The 20453-nt window shown below is 37.1% G+C and carries 18 protein-coding genes and 1 riboswitch; of the genes, 16 read left to right on the top strand and 2 right to left on the bottom strand.

The annotated features are described in order from the left end of the window. Positions 1-7 precede the first annotated feature (7 nt). The 4 genes from MKY07_RS10790 to MKY07_RS10775 all read left to right on the top strand — a co-directional run bounded on the left by MKY07_RS10790 (position 8) and on the right by MKY07_RS10775 (position 2947). On the top strand, positions 8-430 hold the full coding sequence (locus MKY07_RS10790) for a DUF4181 domain-containing protein (protein ID WP_339262093.1): 423 nt from the start codon (positions 8-10) through the stop codon (positions 428-430). 77 nt (positions 431-507) lie between these two features. Then, complete coding sequence (locus MKY07_RS10785; protein ID WP_339262091.1) at positions 508-1197, top strand: polysaccharide deacetylase family protein; 690 nt, start codon at positions 508-510, stop codon at positions 1195-1197. A 189-nt stretch (positions 1198-1386) separates the two neighbouring features. Further along, on the top strand, positions 1387-1914 hold the full coding sequence (locus tag MKY07_RS10780) for a sigma-70 family RNA polymerase sigma factor (RefSeq protein WP_339262089.1): 528 nt from the start codon (positions 1387-1389) through the stop codon (positions 1912-1914). Further along, positions 1904-2947 carry an LCP family protein gene (locus MKY07_RS10775; protein WP_339262087.1) on the top strand — a complete coding sequence of 348 codons (1044 nt, stop codon included), beginning with the start codon at positions 1904-1906 and terminating at the stop codon, positions 2945-2947. The genes MKY07_RS10780 and MKY07_RS10775 overlap by 11 nt, the downstream gene beginning before the upstream one ends. An 86-nt stretch (positions 2948-3033) precedes the next feature. Here MKY07_RS10775 and MKY07_RS10770 read toward each other — a convergent pair whose 3' ends face one another. Continuing rightward, complete coding sequence (locus tag MKY07_RS10770; RefSeq protein ID WP_339262085.1) at positions 3034-3762, bottom strand: MerR family transcriptional regulator; 729 nt, start codon at positions 3760-3762, stop codon at positions 3034-3036. A gap of 86 nt (positions 3763-3848) precedes the next feature. Between MKY07_RS10770 and MKY07_RS10765 the strand changes: the two genes are divergently transcribed. From MKY07_RS10765 to MKY07_RS10710, 12 genes are all read left to right on the top strand, one after another. Then, positions 3849-4553 (top strand): type II CAAX endopeptidase family protein, encoded by a 705-nt coding sequence (locus MKY07_RS10765; protein ID WP_339262083.1) that lies wholly within the window; start codon positions 3849-3851, stop codon positions 4551-4553. Positions 4554-4663: 110 nt separating this feature from the next. Beyond that, positions 4664-4763: riboswitch (purine riboswitch) on the top strand. Between the two features lie 106 nt (positions 4764-4869). Next, positions 4870-6165 (top strand): NCS2 family permease, encoded by a 1296-nt coding sequence (locus tag MKY07_RS10760; protein ID WP_014823615.1) that lies wholly within the window; start codon positions 4870-4872, stop codon positions 6163-6165. A gap of 247 nt (positions 6166-6412) precedes the next feature. Beyond that, positions 6413-6973: an NUDIX hydrolase gene (locus tag MKY07_RS10755; protein ID WP_339262081.1), complete on the top strand. Its 561-nt coding sequence runs from the start codon at positions 6413-6415 to the stop codon at positions 6971-6973. A 27-nt stretch (positions 6974-7000) separates the two neighbouring features. After that, positions 7001-7480, top strand: a complete 480-nt coding sequence (locus MKY07_RS10750) for an NUDIX domain-containing protein (RefSeq protein ID WP_339262079.1) — start codon at positions 7001-7003, stop codon at positions 7478-7480. 62 nt (positions 7481-7542) lie between these two features. Then, entirely contained in the window at positions 7543-7962 is a 420-nt protein-coding gene (locus tag MKY07_RS10745; protein WP_339262077.1) for a DUF4279 domain-containing protein, read from the top strand. Positions 7963-8085: 123 nt separating this feature from the next. Beyond that, positions 8086-8289, top strand: a complete 204-nt coding sequence (locus MKY07_RS10740) for a zinc ribbon domain-containing protein (RefSeq protein ID WP_339262075.1) — start codon at positions 8086-8088, stop codon at positions 8287-8289. A gap of 221 nt (positions 8290-8510) precedes the next feature. Next, positions 8511-10154, top strand: coding sequence for a glycerol-3-phosphate dehydrogenase/oxidase (locus tag MKY07_RS10735; RefSeq protein ID WP_339262073.1), 1644 nt, complete (start codon positions 8511-8513; stop codon positions 10152-10154). 113 nt (positions 10155-10267) lie between these two features. After that, the gene (locus MKY07_RS10730) at positions 10268-10834 is read left to right on the top strand and encodes a glycerol-3-phosphate responsive antiterminator (protein WP_339262071.1); all 567 of its coding nucleotides are present in this window, start codon (positions 10268-10270) and stop codon (positions 10832-10834) included. Positions 10835-11004: 170 nt separating this feature from the next. After that, the gene (locus MKY07_RS10725; RefSeq protein ID WP_008403959.1) at positions 11005-11802 is read left to right on the top strand and encodes an MIP/aquaporin family protein; all 798 of its coding nucleotides are present in this window, start codon (positions 11005-11007) and stop codon (positions 11800-11802) included. A 12-nt stretch (positions 11803-11814) separates the two neighbouring features. Beyond that, on the top strand, positions 11815-13308 hold the full coding sequence (gene glpK, locus MKY07_RS10720; RefSeq protein ID WP_008403958.1) for a glycerol kinase GlpK: 1494 nt from the start codon (positions 11815-11817) through the stop codon (positions 13306-13308). Positions 13309-13569: 261 nt separating this feature from the next. Further along, a complete protein-coding gene (locus tag MKY07_RS10715; protein WP_008403956.1) occupies positions 13570-14166 on the top strand; it encodes a CAP domain-containing protein in 597 nt (198 codons plus the stop codon). 257 nt (positions 14167-14423) lie between these two features. After that, on the top strand, positions 14424-15359 hold the full coding sequence (locus MKY07_RS10710) for a DNA/RNA non-specific endonuclease (RefSeq protein WP_339262065.1): 936 nt from the start codon (positions 14424-14426) through the stop codon (positions 15357-15359). A 253-nt stretch (positions 15360-15612) separates the two neighbouring features. Here MKY07_RS10710 and MKY07_RS10705 read toward each other — a convergent pair whose 3' ends face one another. Next, complete coding sequence (locus MKY07_RS10705; RefSeq protein WP_339262063.1) at positions 15613-20133, bottom strand: S8 family serine peptidase; 4521 nt, start codon at positions 20131-20133, stop codon at positions 15613-15615. Positions 20134-20453 lie beyond the last annotated feature (320 nt).

Raw genomic sequence — 20453 nt, 5'->3', positions numbered from 1 at the left:
AAAAATCGTGGAAAATGTTTTAACAAATTTGATTTTAATATCGTCAATTTTTGGACTTGTACTATTTTTTATGAATAAGTTTTTAAGAAAATGGCTAAATGTGGAAAAGAAAGAGTTCTTCTCCAATCACTTTGTAAATGAGAAACATAAAAAAATTGATAGGACCATTCGGATTTCTTTTATTGTCTTAATATTGTACGTTTTTTTTATTAATGTCAGCGGAAATCCTTTAAAACACATCTGGTTTCTGCAACCATATATACTTTTGTTTGGCTTAGTTATTGTAACGGAACTAGTCAGAATTGTTATGGAGAAGAGATATTCAAAAAACAAAAATGATTACATTTTTACGTCTGTACAATTAGTGGTTATTTCGTTGTTTTTACTCGCAGTGTTTTCGACAGACTTTTTTGGCTTATTGGCTTGGTAGTAAGTGCTTGTTTTAATAAAGTAGCATATATTTCTACAGTAGTTTTGCTTAAAGGTTATTAAAGAAAGGAACCGAAGATGAAAAAGAAATTAATAATTGGAGTTATATTAATGGCTCTTTTATTTGCAGGGATGTTCAAAGTTACGAAATTAAGAACGTTTCAATTTTTTGGAGGGTTGACCTACCAAGCGGAAACAAAAGACAAGGTTATTGCTTTAACATTTGATGACGGTCCGACCAAGAATGTGGATCAGCTTTTGCCTTTATTGGATGAATACAAGGCTAAAGCTACGTTTTTCCTTATCGGAACTGAAATTGAAAAACATCCCGAAGAAGCTAAAAAAATAGTAGAAGCAGAGCATCAAATTGGAAATCATACGTATTCACATAAAAGAATGGTTTTAAAATCGCCTTCTTTTATTAAAGAGGAGATAGAAAAAACAGACGAACTGATCAGAAAGATTGGGTATAAGGGAGAAATCGACTTTCGCCCACCTTACGGGAAAAAATTTGTTGGGTTACCGTATTATTTAAATCAGCACAACAGGGAGACTATTATGTGTTCTTTAGAGCCGGAAACGTATTACACAAGCGTTGATGATAAAGTAGATTATGTACTGGAAAACATTAAACCGGGCTCAATTATTTTGCTTCATCCAATGTATGATCAAACCGGTGGGACAATACAAGTAGTTGAAGCGATTTTAAAGGAACTTACGAGCGAAGGGTATGAATTTGTAACAGTGAATGAACTTCAAGAACGCTGATTTTTTATTGTTACAGTGGGAAATAAAAATATTAAATACTTCAGACCTGCATCTTTGATTAGTCCATAATCTTAGATATGGGTTTTTTAAGTTTTTTATAATTATATATATTTTTGGAATTTGAACCTGTATGGAATTGACAGTCGTCTAATAGCAGAATTGAAATTGAATTGTAAGGAGGGCAGTATATTGGATAGTGAAGAAAAGAATTATTTTTTAGAAAAAATTATGATTGAATATGGGAATGAACTGGTCCGGCTTGCATTTTCCTATGTGAAAGATAAAGAAATCGCGAAAGACCTTGTTCAAAATACGTTTATTAAATGCTACAACAATCTGGATTCGTTCCGATTTGAAGCACAAATCAAAACATGGCTTTACCGGATAACAATTAATGAATGCAAGGATTATTTAAAAAGCTGGCATTACAAAATGGTCCAGGCGAAAAGTTTTATTAATGAAACAACTAAGGCTGTATTACCATCAATAGAAAAAACAGTTATCGATAAATATAAGGAGGAAGAAATAAAAGACATCATTTTTGCACTTTCAAAAATATATCGAGAAGTTGTTTATCTGTATTATTATGATTCATTAAGCACAGAGGAAATTGCCGAAGTTTTAGGGGTTTCTGTAAATACAGTGAAAACTCGATTAAGAAGAGCAAAACAAAGGTTAGGGCCGATGATTAAGGAGGCAGAACTTAATGGAAGATAATCGATTCAGAGAAAAAATAAATTATACGACGGATCAAGAGTTAAATTTCACAAAAGAGGACCGTAATAAAGTATTCGAACAAATCCACAAATCACAGACGGAGAATTACAGACAAAAGAAATCTTTTAGTTCTCCTAACAAAAGTATTCCGTTTACAGTTTCTTTGTTAGTGGCAGGTCTTTGTTTATTTTTGTTTCTACCCATAATGCTTCAGGGAGGTGTCAATCAAAACACTAATAGCAGCGATCTTAATACAGAACCCAATACAACAGTTCCAAGTACTACAGGAATAGAAGATGCAAAAGTGTTAACCACTCTAATTACGGTTAAGTCTAAAGAAATGGATAATCGAATCTATCTCAATCTATTACTATCGTACAGTAGAGATAAAAAAAAGATGAAGGTTGTATCGCTCCCTTATGATATATATGCACCCATAGGAGAAAACTCGGATGGGACTTCAATAAATGATAAATTGTTATTTGCATATAATTTTGGAGGCGCTGAGAATGTACGAACAACTGTATCAAAATTATTTGATTTACCAATTGATAATTTTGCGGTGATCGATCTCGACACTTTTTCAACACTCATTGAAACCATGAATGGTATTGAGTATGATTTGCAGGATGATATTACAGTAAGAGGTATAACTCAAGTGGCTTTGGAATTTAAAAAGGGAGTAAATCATTTAAATGGAGAAGAGGTCGTAGCACTGATGATAGCTGCTACTGAGCCAAATAAATTGGATGAGGGTACCCTTTTAACGCTTATTGATGCTGTAATGGATAAAACGGAAAATGAAATTTCATCAATACAAATAAAAGAACCGTTTGCTCAAATAGAAACCAACATTTCTATTGATCAATTACTAGATAATCAAATTGAATTTAAATCAGTAACATCGTTATCTTTAAGTGGTGGAATGATAGATGATGCAATTACAATAAGCAAATCCGAAGGCAAACATATTTACCGGTTTGAAAAGGATTTTTTAAATGCTGTTTCACAACAGTTAACCACATTTAAATAATCTATAAGGGGTTACTATAACCTACTAACAAGATAAAAAAAGGCTCGATTCCACTTTTGGTAATCGAGCCTAGATTAATTTTCTGTTTATTTAGTTGACACATAATTAATACAGCGTTCCACAAACTCCAAGACATCAGTGGAAATCGGATATAGTCCAGTTTCTTCAGCTGGCAGTTTTCTAACCTTCCAGAACTTTTCTATTAAATTGTCGTCCCCTTGAAACGTCATTTCTGATAACTCAATTAGCTTATTGGCAATTTCAATGCCTTGCAGCGAATCTGCCTGAATACCTTGGTCTATATAGGATTCAACTTGATTTAATAATAAAATATACTGGTGAGTAATCTCATCATTGTTACTAAGGCTTGGAATCGTATTTTGTAAAAGGATTTTTTCGTCATCCTGAAAATAATCGATCCACTTTTTTGTCGTACTTTGTGATTGTTGAACAAGTTTGGAAATATGATCCCATGATAAATCTTGTTCTACGTCTATCATATTAATTAAAGATGTCGTATTCGCTATACTTGTTTGAAGTTTTGATGATTGTTCCTGCAAATAATTGTAGTGGGAAATAAGAATCTGTTTATACGTTAATTGTTCTAAAAGAAGTCGAATTTCCTCTAACGGAAGTGAAAGGGACTTTAAAACAATAATTTTCTCTAATTGAAACAAGTCTTCTTCCGAGTAGTATCGCTTTCCGTGTTCATCTTTAAAACTAGGTGTAAGAAGTTTGATCTGATCGTAATAGCGTAATGTTCGAATCGATATATTTCGTTGTTTACTTACTTCCCCTGTAGTCCATTGTTTCATGTCAGTCCTCCTTAAAAATGCTTGCAGGTTACGTTACGTAATCCAATATAGTGACATTATACCATTTAAAGGAAGAGGGGGAAGGGATGGGAAATAATCAAAACAGTTGGAAAATACAGGATCCTTGGGGCAGTAAAGAATTTATTATATTATTGTTACTGGAGTTTATTTTCGTTATTGGCTTTTTAAAGGGCGTTGTTTCACCGATCTATTCACAATGGCTCAATAATGATTTATACGCTGGGACATTCATGGGACTGACAATAGCGATTATTTTAATAATAAGTGTTTATATTATTGCGCTCCGTCCAAAAGCGCTTTCTTGGCGTGAAGTAGGACTAACGAGAATGAAAGTGAAAGACTGGAAAATTATCAGTGGTTATTCTGTCATTTTACTAGTTGGCGCGGTCATCATTGTTATACTTACTAGTTTTATCGGGAATACCTGGGAGAATAGCAAAACAGAATCATTACAACAGAATGTGACTTTCCTGAAAGTTCTTATCGCTTTTGTTTCTGCTGCCGTTATATCACCAATTTATGAGGAGCTATTTTACCGTGGTTTTTTATATCGATGGTTACGTACGCGCATTGGATTGTTTGGAGCGATTTTAATCAGCTCCACAATTTTTACGATTGTACATATTCCTGCCTATAATGTAATGCCAGTCAATTTTTTTAGCGGGATTATTTTTGCGCTAGCATATGAACGGACGAATTCGATTTGGCCATCCGTGATGATTCATGGTATTACGAATGGTATTATGGTTCTATTGACAAGTTTAGGGTAGTGCTGATTTTTTGCTCTTTTTTGAATATTTTTTTATTGATAAAACAAAAAAATATTACTGTTAATTCTATTGACGATTTAAAATTAACTTGATATTATTCTACTATTGTTTTTAGAAAATATAATATACCTTGTATAAATTCAAGAAGATGGCTTGAAAGTTTCTACCAGCTACCGATAATAGCTGACTACAAGGAATGGGAAATTAATTTTATTTTATTCCATTTTGTAGAGAAGCTTTGGCCATTCGTGGTCAAAGCTTTTTTTATTCTAGGATAATAAAAAATGCTAATAAATAGCAACTAGGAGATTACAACATGAAAAAATTTTTCGAATTTGCAGAGCGTGGTACTTCTTATAAAACAGAAACACTCGCAGGAATCACGACCTTCTTGTCAATCGCCTATATTTTGATCGTCAATCCGATTATCCTAAGCCAATCTGGTATGGATCACGGAGCTGTATTCACTGCAACTGCGCTTACTGCTATAATCGGCACATTGCTAATGGGTATACTTGCGAACTTCCCAATCGCCATTGCACCGAGTATGGGATTAAATTCATTCTTTACTTTTACAGTTTGTATTGGGATGGGCATTGATTGGCAAGTCACGTTAACAGGTGTTTTTGTTGCCGGCATCATCTTCTTGATTTTAAGTTTATTTAAAATTCGCGAAAAAATTATTAACATTATTCCAAGTGATTTAAAGTTCGCGATTGCTTCTGGGATTGGATTTTTCATCACGTTTGTCGGATTAAAAAACGGTGGCATTATTGTTGGTAATCCAGATACATTTGTGGCGATTGGCGATTTAACTTCACCGATGACGTTATTAGCAATTCTAGGTATTTTCCTTACAATCATTATGTTAGTAAAAGGTATTAACGGCGGTATTTTCTACGCTATGGTCATTACAACAATTGTAGGGATGCTGTTCGGTAAAATCGAAGTACCATCTTCAATTGTTGGTAGTATCCCAAGCCTTGAACCGACATTTGGTGTTGTGTTTGGTCATTTAGATGAAATTTTTACAGCGGAAATCCTGACAGTTATTTTCACGTTCCTTATTGTCGCTTTCTTTGATACAGCAGGTGCATTAATTGGACTAACAAGCCAAGCAGGCATGATGAAAGACAATAAAATTCCGAATATCGGAAAAGGGTTACTTGCCGATTCAGCTGCCGGTGTAATTGGAGCTGTATTAGGTACATCAACACCTGCAACAAGCGTTGAGTCTTCTGCTGGTATTGCTGTTGGAGGAAAAACCGGCTTTACATCAGTAGTTATTGCAGCATGTTTCGTCGTTGCCTTATTCTTCTCACCACTTGTTAGCGTTATTTCTGTGGAAGTAACATCCGCCGCTTTAATTATTGTCGGTGCACTAATGGCCATGGAAATCCGTCGAATCAACTGGACAAAGTTAGAGATTGTCATTCCGGCATTTTTAACAATAATTATGATGCCACTAACTTCTAGCGTGGTAATCGGAATCGGTTTAGGCTTTGTACTTTATCCAATTTGCCTAATCGCACAAAAGCGTGCTAAAGAAGTGCATCCGATTATGTATGTGCTTTGCCTGTTATTCCTTTTATACTTTGCTTTTATCGTATAAATGAGCTTCATTTACTATAAATAGTTAAATTAAATTAATCAGAAAAGACATGGGTTAGTTCAGGCTAACCTATGTCTTTTTACTCTTTGGAAAAAGAAAGCTTTTCTTACGTGAATTTCACTTGTTTCTATACCTTTTTTTCATTTTAAGACTTTAAATATTAGTGCTAATAAACAAGTAACATTTGGATAATTATGTTAATCTTTAATTGTTGATTAAAATGTGGTGAGAAAGGTTGGAGGATATTATGGATAAATGGAAAACTTTAAAATCAGAGTATATACATAAAAGTCCTTTCGGCAATATTCGAAAAGACGAATGCGAGCTTCCTAATGGTATTGTGATAGATGATTATTATGTAAACGAATATTCTGATTGGGTAAACGCCGTCGTTATAACTAAGGAAAACGAGATGGTCCTTGTTGAACAGTACCGTTATGCTGGCAATGAATTTTACCTTGAAGTCCCTGCTGGGAAAATAGAAGAAAATGAAACATACGAGGAAGCAATAATCCGGGAAGTAAGGGAAGAGACCGGTTTTATTTCAGAAAGCAAGCCTATTCTTCTGGGGGAATTCATGGTTAACCCGGCAACACAAAATAACAAGGTAATTACTTTTCTCTTGCTAGATGCTTTTAAGGAATTTGAACAAGATTTAGACGATACTGAAATTCTTACTATTAAAATAATGGATTTCAATGAAATGACCAGTTTAATTAGGTCAAAGCAGATTAACACACAACTGTTCACAGCGCATGCCTACACAATGGCTAAAATGTACCTTATGGAAAAACAAGTGACTATCTAAATATATAGAAGCAAATGAGGTGGGGAAATGTCACATGTAAGAATACGATGTACAGGATTGATCATCGAAAATAATTCGGTACTTTTAGTGGAGTATGAAGATAATGGGATACATTACAATTTACCGGGTGGGGGACTTGAACCCGGGGAGACAATAATAGAGGGTGTCGCAAGAGAAGTGTTTGAAGAAACTACTGCAGATGTTGAAGTTGGACCGTTAGCATTAATTTATGAGTTTCCCCCACATAAGCAATCCGGTGATTATGATGTGAATGCCAAACATGGACTACACCTTATTTTTGAATGTACTTTAAAGAATGGTTCGATCCCCAAATTACCCGAATATCCAGACCTTTATCAAACAGGAGTGAAGTGGATTCCTATAGAGGAATTGGATTCAATCTTGCTGCTGCCTAATATAATACAGCAAATAAAGAACTATATTGATAATAGAAGAAATATTGAATTGATTGAGGATTATCAGTTGGAGAAGCTTTTTAAAAAGTAAAAGTAAGTCAATAAAAAATGTCCTTTGAAATTTATAAGAGTATAAAATTGAGGTGTTTTATAATGGAAGATTATTGTTCAGAAACGAGGGCATACTTCACTTTATTTGGAGAGGATTTCCCTGTGGAGGAATTCACTAGAGAAATAGGAATCATTCCAACAGAAGCTTACAGAAAAGGTGATGAATGTATTCGAGGTAAAACAAAACATATAAGATTTGAAACTGCATGGGAGTATGGGCTAGATTATAAAATGACAAACCATCCAGAGGAACAAATTCATACCATTATAAATACACTATATAACTCAATAGAGATTATTAAAAAGTATAAAGATAATTACAATTTGAAATGTAAATTAGTTACGGTTATTTGTTTTAATCGTCAGCAGACTCGTGAGCTTGTTATGAATAATAAAGTAATTGAATTTGCCAATCAAGTAAATGGAGAATTTGAATTCGATATTTATAATGACAACGATTAGAAAGGCGTTTTTAAGGATAGCGTGGATTCCATTTATTGTGTTGAATCGTAATTACTGAAACTTTTTTCAACTCGATTCCGTATGAAAGTATAACAAATCGTTTAGTTGGAGAGGGAAAAATATATGTCTGAAAAAGGCTGTATAAAATGTGGAAGTAAGGATGCGAGCAAGAAAGAAGTGGCGATGACTGGTACAGGGTTATCCAAAATGTTTGATGTTCAGTACAATCAGTTTATAGTCGTTTACTGCAATAACTGTGGATATTCAGAGTTCTATAATAAAAAATCATCTTCAGCCTCAAATATTTTTGACCTGTTTTTTGGTTAATAAAAATAAATGTAGTTTTATTATTAGACTTACCGAATTCTAAATGAGCGAAAACAGAACTAATGATGTAAATGTCTTGCATTTTTTCTTGTGTGGCGTTAAGATAAGGTCAAGTTAATAGACCGGTTTGAGTTAAAGAGAGACCTTAAAGAACGCACAAAGCGATATTTGTGTGATGCTTTAAGGTCTCTCTTTTTTGTCTACATTAAGGAGGAATTATTATGTCAACAGCATCAGCTTTACAACGATCAGTTATCATGAATGATTTACAGAGCAAAGAATATGACGTTTTAGTTATCGGAGGCGGTATTACAGGTGTGGGAATCGCACTTGATGCCATTACACGCGGTTTATCCGTGGCATTAGTTGAAATGCAGGATTTTGCGGCAGGTACGTCAAGCCGCTCAACAAAATTAGTGCATGGCGGTTTACGCTATTTAAAACAATTTGAAATTAAAGAAGTAGCCGAATTGGGAAAAGAACGGGCAATCGTTTATGAAAATGGACCGCATGTAACGACACCGGTATGGATGTTATTACCGTTCCATAAAGGTGGTACATTCGGTAAATTTTCTACATCTATTGGGTTACGTGTATACGATTTCTTGGCGGGTGTTAAAAAATCAGAGCGCCGCTACATGCTAACGAGTGCGCAAACATTAGAAAAAGAACCTTTAGTGAAGCAAGCCGATTTATTAGGAGGCGGGGTCTACGTTGAATACCGTACTGATGATGCACGTTTAACAATTGAAGTGGCAAAATCTGCGATTGAAAAAGGTGCCGTTTTAGCAAACTATTCAAAAGCTTCAGGTTTTTTATATAATGATGCGAAAAAAATTATCGGCATTGAAGCGACAGATTTACTCTCTAATGAGACAATTCAAATTCATGCGAAAAAAGTCGTGAACGCAGCAGGTCCATGGGTGGATGATGTACGTAGCATTGAAGGGAAAACAAGCGGTAAACATTTAATTTTATCCAAAGGTGTGCATATCGTATTTGATCAATCGAAGTTCCCGTTAAAGCAGGCAGTTTATTTTGATACACCAGATGGCCGCATGGTTTTTGCGATTCCGCGTAACGGTAAAACGTATGTTGGTACGACAGATACGTTTTATGAAGGTGATCCTCGTAATATGGATATTGAACAATCCGATCGTGATTACATTATGAACGCTATTCACTATATGTTCCCTAATGTAAAAGTAACGGATACAGATATTGAATCAAGTTGGGCTGGTGTACGTCCCTTAATTCATGAAGAAGGGAAAGGACCGTCAGAAATTTCCCGCCACGATGAAGTGTGGGAATCCGCTTCAGGCCTAGTTACAATTGCGGGTGGTAAATTAACAGGCTACCGTAAGATGGCGGAAGCTGTTGTAGATAAAATTGCGGCTAGCTTAAATACAGAATTTGGTGTAGCAAGCAAGCCATGTATAACAAAAGATATCCCGATTTCTGGTGGTGAGGTAGGCGGGTCGAAGCATATCCAAACGTTTATTTCGAAAAAGATCGAGTCAGGTGTAAAAGCTGGCTTAACGCAAGAAGAAGCGGATTATTTAGCCCAGCATTACGGTTCGAATGTTGAAAAAGTATTTAGCTATGTGGCTAACGCAAACGATACGATGCCCAAAGCATTATTTGCACAGCTGCAATATGGCATTGAGCATGAACTTGTGACGACGCCTGTCGATTTCTTTGTGCGCCGTACTGGTAATATGTTCTTTAATATCGCATCGGTATTGGCACATAAAGAGGCAGTCATTACCCATATGGCTCAACAATTGAATTGGACGGATGCCCAATTATCGGAGTTTACAGAACTGTTAAACATTGAAATTAAGCGTGCAACAACCGCAAAATAATGTAAAATAATATTGTGATATAATTTTGGCTCATCGAATGCGTGGGAGATTTGAATTAACGCAGCCGATGAGCCATATTAATATAAACAGATTTCTAATTATAGGAGGATGTTATGCCGTTTAATGACCAAAAAATCATACCTGCTGCCCGGACAATTAAACAGTTTGATAAAGTAGTAAAAAGTGAATTTGAATATATCGTATTGCTTGAAGTGCATTTAAGTCATTTGCGTGCACTTAAACAAGAGGCCGAACGTCATGGGAAAAAATTAATTATTCATGCGGATTTAATTCACGGCTTGAAGACGGATAATTTTGCCGCGGATTACTTGTGTAACGATATACGTCCAGCAGGCATAATTTCTACACGCTCCAATATGATTTTAAAAGCGAAATCTCGCGGTATTGTAGCGATTCAACGTGTCTTTTTAATCGATACAATTGCACTGGAAAAAAGCTATTCGCTCCTTGAGCAAACGTCGCCGGACTTTATTGAATTACTCCCAGGTGTTATCCCGGAAATGATTAAGGAAGTATATACGCATACAGGCATCCCTGTTATTACAGGGGGCTTAATTCGGACGGATGATCAAATTAAGCAGGCATTTGATGCAGGTGCAATTGCCATTACTACATCCAATAAAGAATTGTGGAAACGTTTCCAAAAAGTTGTTGACTAATGAATAATTTCAAACTATTATGATTACTAAGTCAATAAATACGTGGTTGAGTGAAGGAGTCCGCATGTAGCTTTGTTTTACGTGATAACGTAAAACAATTGTTACTTGCGGACTTTTTTTCTTCTAAGTATTTTATGATCGGAATATACATGAGCTAAGGAGGTTATGGAATGTCAACATTTACAGCCGAGTTAGTCGGCACGATGCTGCTAATATTATTCGGTGGAGGCGTTGTAGCGGGAGTTTCATTGCACAAATCAAAAGGTCAAGGTGGCGGTTGGGTCGTTATCACATTTGCATGGGGCTTTGCCGTAGCGATGGCAGCTTATGCAGTAGGAGGTATTAGCGGAGCGCACTTAAATCCGGCATTAACAATCGCTCTCGCAACAATTGGCAACTTTGCATGGGCAGATGTACCATTGTTTATCGTTGCACAACTTCTCGGAGCGTTTTTAGGGGCTGTGTTAGTGTACTTTGTTTATTTACCGCACTGGAAAGGCACAAAAGACAAAGGCGCAAAACTTGGCGTATTCTCTACAACACCGGCAGTAAAGCATATTCCTTCCAACATGATTGCCGAAATGGTCGGCACATTTGCATTAGTGCTGGGGATTTTAGCGTTAGGGACAAATGAAATAACAGCAGGATTAAATCCATTTTTAGTTGGTATTTTAATTGTTGTAATTGGTATGGCATTGGGTGGTCCAACTGGTTATGCGATTAACCCGGCCCGTGACTTAGGTCCACGTATTGCACACGCGATTTTACCGATTCCAGGTAAAGGAGATTCAGCTTGGTGGTATGCATGGGTACCTGTAGTTGCCCCAATTATCGGCGGTGTTTACGGTGCAGTATTCTTTAGCTTCATCTGGAATGGGGCAGATGCAACATTATTCTGGATTTTCAGTGTAGTGGTAGCGGCGATTTTCGTAGCTGCACAAATGACAGTATCAACAGTAGAAGAGTAGGGGGATTTGAGGATGACAGAAAAATTTATGATGGCGCTAGACCAAGGTACAACAAGTTCTCGTGCAATTTTATTTGATAAAAATGGCACGGTATTTCATACAGCACAGCAGGAGTTCCCGCAATATTTCCCGGAATCAGGTTGGGTAGAGCATAACCCGGAACAAATTTGGTCTTCTGTGCTTTCATGTATCGCGGCTGTGTTATCGGAGAAAAATATACTCGCAAGTCAAATTGCAGGGATTGGTATTACAAACCAGCGCGAAACGACGGTTGTATGGGATAAACATACAGGTCATCCGATTTACAATGCAATTGTCTGGCAATCGCGACAAACAGCTGAAATTTGTGAAGATTTAAAAGCGCGAGGCTTAAATGATATGTTCCGTGATAAAACAGGCTTGCTTATTGATGCGTACTTCTCGGGTACAAAGGTGAAATGGATTTTAGACAATGTAGAAGGCGCTCGCGAAAAAGCGGAAAATGGGGATCTTTTATTCGGTACAATCGATACTTGGATCATTTGGAAATTAACGAACGGTAAAGTGCACGTAACGGATTATTCAAACGCATCCCGAACATTAATGTTCAATATTTACGATTTGAAGTGGGATGAAGAGCTTCTTGATATTTTAACAGTTCCAGCTTCGATGCTTCCAGAAGTGCGTTCTTCTTCAGAAGTTTACGGTCATACAGATGCGGATAATCTTTTCGGTCAAGAAATTCCAATCGCAGGTATCGCGGGCGACCAACAAGCAGCATTATTCGGGCAAGCTTGCTTTGAGCAAGGAATGGTGAAAAATACATATGGCACTGGTTGCTTTATGTTAATGAACACAGGTGAAAAGGCAGTAAAATCTGATCATGGTTTATTAACGACAATTGCATGGGGCTTAGACGGCAAAGTAACGTATGCCCTCGAGGGAAGTATTTTCGTAGCTGGCTCTGCTATCCAATGGCTTCGTGATGGCTTACGTATGTTCCGTAAAGCTGAGGAAAGTGAAGCATATGCAGCTCGTGTAACATCTTCAGAAGGTGTGTATGTTGTGCCGGCATTCGTTGGATTAGGTACTCCTTACTGGGATTCAGATGTGCGCGGTGCAGTATTTGGCTTAACACGTGGTACGGAAAAAGAGCATTTCGTACGGGCAACTCTTGAGTCACTGGCCTATCAAACACGCGATGTATTAGGTGCAATGGAAGCGGATTCAGGAATTCCGTTAAGCACATTACGTGTAGACGGCGGAGCAGTGAAAAATAATTTCTTAATGCAATTCCAGTCAGATCTTTTAAATGTGCCAGTAGATCGCCCGGTTGTAAATGAAACAACAGCTTTAGGTGCTGCTTATTTGGCAGGTTTAGCAGTAGGATATTGGGAGACATTAGATGACATCTCTCACTACTGGAATTTAGACCACAAATTCGAACCTGAGATGGACGAAAAAGAGCGCGAAGCATTATATACAGGCTGGGGCAAAGCGGTAAAGGCGGCACAGGCGTTTAAATAATAAACTTAGTTTCTTGATAAAAAAGAGACCAACAGAAAAACTGTAAGAAAAGCGATTAAGCTTTCTTACAGTTTTTTATTTGAATCATCACTATAACCACTAAATAAATGAAGGTTTAGATTCTTTGCCTTTTAACAAACGATTGTTACAATTGTAATGTTTGTTATCCTTTTGCAAAAGAAGCGCCATTCATTCCCTAATGATTTTACAGTCCCTCTCTAGTAAGCTTGTAATAGACAACTAGAAAGGAATGATTCAAAAATGTTGAAAAAAAGTATCGTGTTGTTGTTTAGTATGATGCTATTTGCTCTACCAGCTACTGCATCTGCAGCTACATATACAGTAAAAAGTGGTGACACGCTTTGGAAGATTGCCTCTAAAAATCAAATCGGTCTAAGCGAATTAATTTCTTTAAACCCTACATTAAAAAATCCGGATATGATCTATGTCGGAGAAAAAATTAATATTTCTGAAAATGAACAGCAAGCAGTAGAAGAGCAAGTAGTTAGCCTAGTAAATAAGGAACGCGCGCAACAAGGATTAGCACCATTAAAAATTGATTGGGAATTAGCACGTGTTGCAAAATATAAGTCACAAGATATGCATGACAAAAATTATTTCAGCCATACAAGCCCAACTTACGGCTCACCATTTGATATGATGAAACAATTCGGTATCAGCTATAAAGCAGCAGGTGAAAATATTGCAAAAGGTCAAAAATCCGCTGCGCAAGTAATGGATGGATGGATGAATAGTTCAGGCCACCGAGCAAACATTATGGATTCGAAATTTACGCATATTGGTGTAGGCTACGTTAAAGATGGTAATTACTGGACACAAATGTTTATAAAAAAATAACATCATAAAAGGCAGTTCAAATTTTTGCATAAAGTAAAAATTTGAATTGCCTTTTTTATATCTACTTATTTTGGTATAGCGATATATGAATCGTTTGTTAATAATAAACCTCTCAGCCATCAACAAGTGAAAACGATGATCTTTATTATTGTAATATATTTTACTGTTATCGAAAGGTTAACAATGTTAAACTATGTTGGCATCATTCCAGATTATTAGAATGAACAATACGAACGATTATAGGAGAGTCCTAAAGAATGAAAAAGAAAGTAAACGTATTAATCTTATTATTAATGACCATCTTTATGGTTGGTTGTACTGATGAAGAAAAAGTGTCCATTACTGATGGAGATAGAAAAACACAAGCGGTAACAACCGATAATACAACTGAAAACAGTGAACGTGAAAAAAATACTCCGGTTGTTGATGAATCCCTAGTAGAGGAAACACCAACTCAATCAAATAATGATCAGTTTTCAGGATATAAACTTATTGAAGTGGATGGCGGTAATTTGTCTGGGTATCGTGAATCTAACGTGGTAGTTAACATTGGTTTTGGTGACCGTGAATATTGGGCATTTACGAATGAATACGGGCAATTAGTACGTGTCATTGCGGACAAAATCATACTACAAGATGACGAAAATGAACCTGTATTATCGTCTGGTAGGTACTATGCTGATGAGGCAAAGGTTCCTGGTGTCGAAAGTTCCGTTTTAGATGAAGGACATATTATTGCCGATTCTCTCGGCGGGGTATCGAACGCTTACAACATTACCCCGCAAAATAGTACGCTTAACCGACATGGTGATCAAGCATATATGGAAGACGCGATCCGTAAAGCTGACGGAGCCACTATGTTTGAAGCAATCATCACATATCCGAATACAAAAACGCAGATTCCTTCAAATTATCAGTATACCTATACTTTAAAGGGGAAAAAGATTGTTGATAAATTTGACAATGTGAACCCTGATGAAGTAAACAAATCACTCGGTTTAACAGGTAATGAACCTTCCAAACCAACGAATTCAAACACAAAAGGTGATATTTCCAGTGTTGATACAAATGGGAATGGACAAGTGACGATTAAAGAAGCAAAAGCAGCAGGTTTCAGTATGCCGATAACGAGTGATCATTGGTTATATCCCTATATGTACGATGCCGATAAGGACGGTCTTGTAGGGGAGTAAGCTTCCTGGCTCTATCTGCTTGCGGGTACAGGATTTATTGTAAATGTATGTGTTTTATTATGCGCTAATCTATTATTCTCAACTATGGGATTATAAATATAGCTACAAAAGAATATTATACTGAAGAAATGCTTTAGTCTCTAATTAACCTTTGTAAATATTTTGTCAAAGAAAACACCCCGAAAGTTAATTTTTATTCTAACTTTCGGGGTGTAGCTTTAATGGTTTAAATTTGGGATATTTTCATTTTTTATTAAGGTGTCACTGTTAAGTCTGCATCTTTTAAATTCGGTGTTTCTGTTAATTCTTCCTCTTTAGAAGATTGTTCCTCAGCAGCGGCATCGCCAGCTCCTTCTGTAATTACTGGTAAATTAATATATAATTTACCGGCAGCTTTTTGACGAGTTTCGTTATTAAAGTCATCGATTGCAATTACTTCAATAACTGCTCCGTTTGCAACAGTATCAGCAGGAACTGTCCAGTAGCCTACATAATGTCCATTTCCTTGTTCCATCATTGGTAATTCAGTTGCATTTTGAACTACGTTTGTTAATGGCATATGGATTACAAAAGTAGGTTTTAATCCTGGCTCACTATCAAACTCAATTTTAACTGTTCTACCCGTTGTAATGGTAATGTCTGTAGCTGGTTTTAAGTTTGAAATGATTGGTGCATCGAAATCAGCAGTTACAGTAACTGTCTTAGAAACACTGTTGCCAGCTTTGTCTGTAGCTACTACTGTGATTTCATTCGCTCCATTATCAAGAATAACGCGTTTTGAATATTTTCCGTCGCTGATAGTAGCATTTAAGCCATTAACAGTAACTGTGTCAATATTTTCATCTGTAATTAAACCTTCTACAGTAACAGTTTCACGATTTACTTTTTCACCATTAGCTGGTTTGTCGATCGTTAGTTCAGGAGCTATCGTATCTAAAGTCACTAAAATCGGAGTCGATTCACCTGTTACTCGACCATCTAATTTTGAAAGAACTGAAAATTCATTAACGCCTTCAACTAGGTTTGCTTTAATTTCAAATTTGCCATCGTCTCCAACTACTGATGATCTAACTACTTCGCCATTTTGTTTTAACTCAATAGTTGTTGTTGGAGAGGCTGTTCCAGTAATTGTTGTTTCAGGCTCATTTGTAATTGAATTTGTCACTGGAGAAGTGATTACTGGGCCAACTACTTCATAGCTAACGCGTGCGCGAATCATATAGTTTCCTTCGCTTGCAGGAGCTGTAGACCATGCACCTGATACATGCTGATAGCTTCTTGTTGCATTTTTGCCATCTTCATCTGTTGCAAGACCTGGAGTGTTCGGGTTTGCAACTGTTTGGCGGTAAACCATATAGAAGTCATCATTGACAACAATATTATGTTCTGTAAGGTCTACTACTGTCCATTCACCATTTCGAAGAGCCGTTGCATTAATCGGACCAGCTAATTGTTTACCTGGCGTACCGTCTGCACCGGTAGCATCCCAAACTTCAACTGCAAAGGCAGTTCCACCTGGGTTAGGCCATTCAGTTGTCCAAAAACGGAATACACCATCTGTTACAATACCGTTTTCTTTACCTTCAGGAAGAGACATTTTTACTGCCCATGCATTTCCAGCCGCATTGAATGCGCGCGCATTTTCAGGAGTGCCATCATCATAGCCAATTTCTCCACCTGGATATGTGTAGAAAGGTTCAAGAGAAATGCTTAGAGGTGATAATTCACCTGTAAGAGAAACAGGGATTTCTTTTCCATGGTATCCACGAGCAATTACTTTAAGTGTGTACGAACCTACATATGCTGTAAGGGCAAAGTTACCGTTAGCATCTGTTTGGACAGGTGTGATATTTGCGTCTTCAACTAAAATAACTGTTGCACCTTCAATCGCATCTCCTGTTGATTCGTCAGTAATTGTACCGCTTATTGTATTTTGTTCAATTTCATCTAATGTGAAATTCGCAGTAGAAGTGCTATCCGCCTCAATTGTGACTGTTTGTACTTCAGATGTGAAACCGTAAGCCTCTGCTTTTACATTAAATGTGCCCGTACCATGTGTGAGTTTGTATGAACCATCAGCTGGACTTGAATATACCGAACGTCCTGATTCTAGGACACTTACTTGAGCTCCTAATGGAAGAAGTGTTGGATTGTTGATTACTTCAATCTCAGGTGCCTCAACTTTAGAAAGTACATCAGGTTTAATAGTCGTTGGATCTACAGCTTCTTTTAATGCATCTTTTTCTTTCCCGTTACCTTTATTGCCAGTATTACCGTTGTTGCCATTGTTCCCATTGGTATTTCCTTTATTGCCGTTGTCATTTCCTTTACCATTGCCGTTGCCATTATTATTGTTTTTACCTTTAGAAACTTTACCAGTTTGAGATACGCTAGCTAATGCCACATCATCAATATACCAGCCATCTCGTTGTACACTAGAATCTGAAAATGCATTGAAACCAATATAGATACGTTGTCCAGCATAGTCTGATAAATCAACCTCTGCGTCTAACCAACTATTTGAAATACCTTGAACCATTAATAATTGTGTCCAGTTTTCTTGGTCTGTTGACACGAATACATGTCCATAATCATACGCTCTACCAGAACTAGCTTGTTCGAAGTTATGCCAATGTTTAAATTGTAAATATGAGTTTCCTTCAGGCAGGTCAATTGGAGGTGCAACAAGTGTCGCGTTCATACTGTTTGCATATGTGCCAGATAAGTTTGTTGCATACACCTTTTCACCTGAGGCAGCATTTCCTGGACCAGATGTTGGTACACCCCAGTCCCAGCTATCATTCGTACCAAATGAGTACCAGCCAATCGGTTGAGTTTCAAAGTTTTCAGAATAACCAACAGTGATCCCTGGTTTTACTTCTACAACGTATTCATCACTATTTACTTCATTGTTACCAAAGTCATTAATTGTCCATTTGTACGTAAATGAATTACCAGAAATTAATTCGCCCGGTATAACAACAGCGAATTCACCAGCTTTATGATCGCCCGATTTACGTCCAGCCGGGATTTGTTGCCACGTATTATTTTCATCTTTGTAGTTAAGTAATACTGATGAAACACTAATATTATCACTTACTGCAACAGTTAAATTTAAATCCATCCCAGCATAAGTTTCATGTGGGGCTGTATGATCGAATTGAGGTGCTTCAGTATCAGTTCCTGCTTTTGTGACTTGACCTTCAAGTGTACCTAATCCTGAAATAATTGAAGAAACAGCTTCATATGCGTCCACTAATCCATAACCATATCCATGGTTAGGTGTAGTAGGGTATTGACTATCTGTTAATGGATTGGCAGTGTCTAGAAGAATCTGTTCCATTGCATCTACTGTTAAATTTGCATTCACTTGACGTAAGAGGGCAGCCACACCTGATACAGCAGGACCGGCCATCGATGTACCATTCCAACCACCTTCATAACCTCCACCCGGAACAGATGAACGAATGTTAACCCCAGGAGCAGAAATGTCTGGTTTAGTTTCAGCATAAGGGGAAGGACCACGTAGAGAGAAATTACCAACTAAGTTATTAATGTCCGTTGCGCCTGTAGCAAATGATTCCGGATAGTTGGCTGGTGCAGCAACAGATCCAGCTCCACCTGGATTTGTGAACGTTGTATTACCTGCAGAGAATTCGGGGAAGATTTCTGCTGCACGCCAGTTAATAACAACATCACGGTACCATTCGTCTAATCCAGCCCCACCGCCCCAAGAGTTATTCACGACATCTGGCGCCATATCAACGCGCGGGTTTCCGTTAGCATCTGTAGGTGCTAAAATCCATTGAGCTGCCTCTAATAGATCGGCATCTGTTCCACCGCTTGCGGTGAAAGCTTTAACAGCAATATATTTCGCCCCTGGTGCAACTCCAATTTGATTTGAGCCATTTTGTTCACTACCGACCATTGTACCAGTAACATGTGTCCCATGGTCTACGTCGTCATATGGAGTAGCTCTTCCTGCAGAAGTCGAATCATACCAGCTATAATCATGAGAAACTTCTCCAGTGGCTTTGTTATAGCCGCGGTATTTTTCTTTTAAAGCTGGATGATCCCATTGAACGCCCGTATCAATACTTGCAACTACTGTACCTGAACCATCTATGCCCATTTCCCAAACTTCAGGTGCATTGACCCGTTCAATATTCCACTCAACGTTTGCAACTTCTGCATTTGGGGTTACAGCATTTTCAGTTTTGGTTGTAAAGAGCTGACGTGTTTCATTAGGTAAAATTTTCTCCACTTCTTCGAATGTAGCGATTTTTTCTGCCACTTCCTGAGTTGCTGTAACAGCAATTGCATTTACGATATAAAAGGATGTAATATCTGTTGCATTGCCACTAGCCGCTTCTTGATCAAGGAATTGCATTACTGATTGTTGAGATTCAATAGAAGTCGCCTTTAATTCAGAGACAACAGCAGAACGTTGAATCAACTTTGCATTTAGAGCAGATAAGTTTGATTCATCCGCCTTTTGGCGAGCAGCCTTAGCAACTACGGTAGAATTCGCCTTATCTTTAAATTTGACTAAGAACGTTACTTTGTTCTCCTCTTTGAAATTTTCAAGTAAGCGTTTATTCAATTTTTCGCGTGCAGAACTAAAAGTACCGCTCGAACTCGAATCTCTAAATGATTCATAGAGTTGATTGGAAGTTGTTTGTGCGCTAGCAACACCTGGTGTCAATAAAGAAAATGTCATCGCTGCAGTAGCAAAAATACTAAGTGCTTTTTTAGAATTTTTTTTCTTCCTCATTTGTATTCCTCCTTCGATTTTGAATTCACTTTGTACCTCTAATAGTAATTTGAAGCTGTAGGTTGTACTTTAAGAACAACCTTTCCTCCTTTCTTTATGCTTTTTAGGGTAGAAATTACTAATTTGTGAACTTAAATTCTCTAGATGTAAGTACTATGTTAGATTATCGAAAAAGGTTTGTTTATCGTATTATGTCGAAAATTTTAGATGAAAAATTTTTTGAAGTTAATTGACTATTTTTTTAAGGGGAAAGAGGGCAATGAGACATAGTTGGACAATTATGGAAATCGGTAATAGTAAGGTTAAGCTGATTACTGAGA

The sequence above is a fragment of the Solibacillus sp. FSL W7-1472 genome, from assembly GCF_037969775.1.
Taxonomy (GTDB): Bacteria; Bacillota; Bacilli; order Bacillales_A; family Planococcaceae; genus Solibacillus; species Solibacillus silvestris.
This window is presented reverse-complemented; position numbering and strand designations above follow the sequence as displayed.